Here is a 1,298-nt window from a genome sequence, read left to right as displayed (position 1 = left end):
CTCTATACAAAGCCAAGCGCAAAATCGAGAAGGCCAAGGCGCAGGTTCGGGCCAAGGTCGAACACCCATTCAGAGTGATCAAGCGCCAGTTCGGTTATGTGAAGACGCGGTTCCGTGGCCTGGCGAAGAACACGGCGCAACTGGTGACACTGTTCGCGCTGTCGAATCTGTGGATGGCGCGCAGACATTTACTGACGAATGCGGGAGAGGTGCGCCTGTAATGCGGGGAATGGCTGCCGCGAGGTGCTTGCGGCGGCTAAAAACACAGAAATAAGCGGGTGATCTGATCGCTTTTGATCGATTTGCCGCTTTCAAAATCGGCGGAGGCTGAAGTTAGCCAGAAATACATGACTACTTCAGACCATCCTTAGGGTCGTCATCGTTCATAACGATCATGGGCAGTTTGACAGCCTTCACCTCATTGAGAAGGGCATCCCGGTCAGAAGAACCGTCTAAGCACTTCCTGCCCTTAGCGTATTAAGTAACGAACAAGTCATCGTTAAATTCGAAGAAATACCTTCATCACCAAGTCCGGCACCCATAGTCGGTGATAGGTGTACTAGGATGTTTTAAACGTTTAATTTGATAAAGTAAATCCGGTAAAGACGCGGCTTTCAATCCCGATATTTCGTAGAGGCTGGATTTTTAGAGCTTCAGAAAATTAACATTTTTTATCGAATTCTGTATTTGGTTAATGGAAGCTCTATACCCAACGCCTCGAACAGATTTTATACTCACATTTGATTCTTCGGTGCGTAGTCTTTTACGTAAATGAAAAACTAAGGACTCTACCGCATTATAAGGATTTATTGGCGGGCTCTTGTGTGAATATAGAACGTCTACGAAACATGCTTTGCTCACAACGCGAGGTGAGTTGCTGACAAGAGCATGAAGCACAATCATCTGTTTAAAAGGAAGGTTGAATTTTGTGAGGTTAATTCCTGTTGTCCCTGCCAATGCGTAGGCTGCGGGGCATACAAGCCTTAAATGCTCGATCTCAACAGAGGTCTTTATTAATTGATGTACATGCTTGGCTAGAGCGCTAGGGAAATTCTGAAGAAGACTTCCTGATTTTGGCAAAATACCCGGATTCCACCCGCTGAGTTTTCCGATGAAGCAGATGACCTTCGCCGACGCCGAGTACGCCAGCAAGCGCAAGCAGACCCGCAAAGAATTATTCCTGATCGAAATGGATCGGGTGGTTCCGTGGAAGGGGTTGATTGCCTTGATCGAACCCCATTACCCCAAGGGTGATGGTGGTCGTCCGGCCTATCCGCTGATGGCGATGCTGCGAGTGC

The 1,298-nt window shown here is 47.8% G+C and carries 2 protein-coding genes and 1 pseudogene; 2 read left to right on the top strand and 1 reads right to left on the bottom strand.

Annotated features, from left to right (window positions below; genetic code table 11):
• Positions 1-221: transposase (locus SOP97_RS06410; protein ID WP_322948650.1), on the top strand; the 221-nt coding region annotated here is incomplete at its 5' end.
• Positions 222-645: 424 nt separating this feature from the next.
• Here SOP97_RS06410 and SOP97_RS20325 read toward each other — a convergent pair.
• Positions 646-957, bottom strand: coding sequence for a helix-turn-helix domain-containing protein (locus tag SOP97_RS20325; protein ID WP_411912036.1), 312 nt, complete (start codon positions 955-957; stop codon positions 646-648).
• Between the two features lie 154 nt (positions 958-1,111).
• Here SOP97_RS20325 and SOP97_RS06405 point away from each other — a divergent pair.
• Positions 1,112-1,298, top strand: a pseudogene (locus tag SOP97_RS06405) (IS5/IS1182 family transposase); the annotation flags it as partial.

The sequence above is a fragment of the Pseudomonas spirodelae genome, from assembly GCF_034653255.1.
In the GTDB taxonomy this organism is placed as follows: Bacteria; Pseudomonadota; Gammaproteobacteria; order Pseudomonadales; family Pseudomonadaceae; genus Aquipseudomonas; species Aquipseudomonas spirodelae.
The sequence above is the reverse complement of the archived record's forward strand: the minus strand, read 5'-3'. Positions and strand labels throughout refer to the sequence as shown.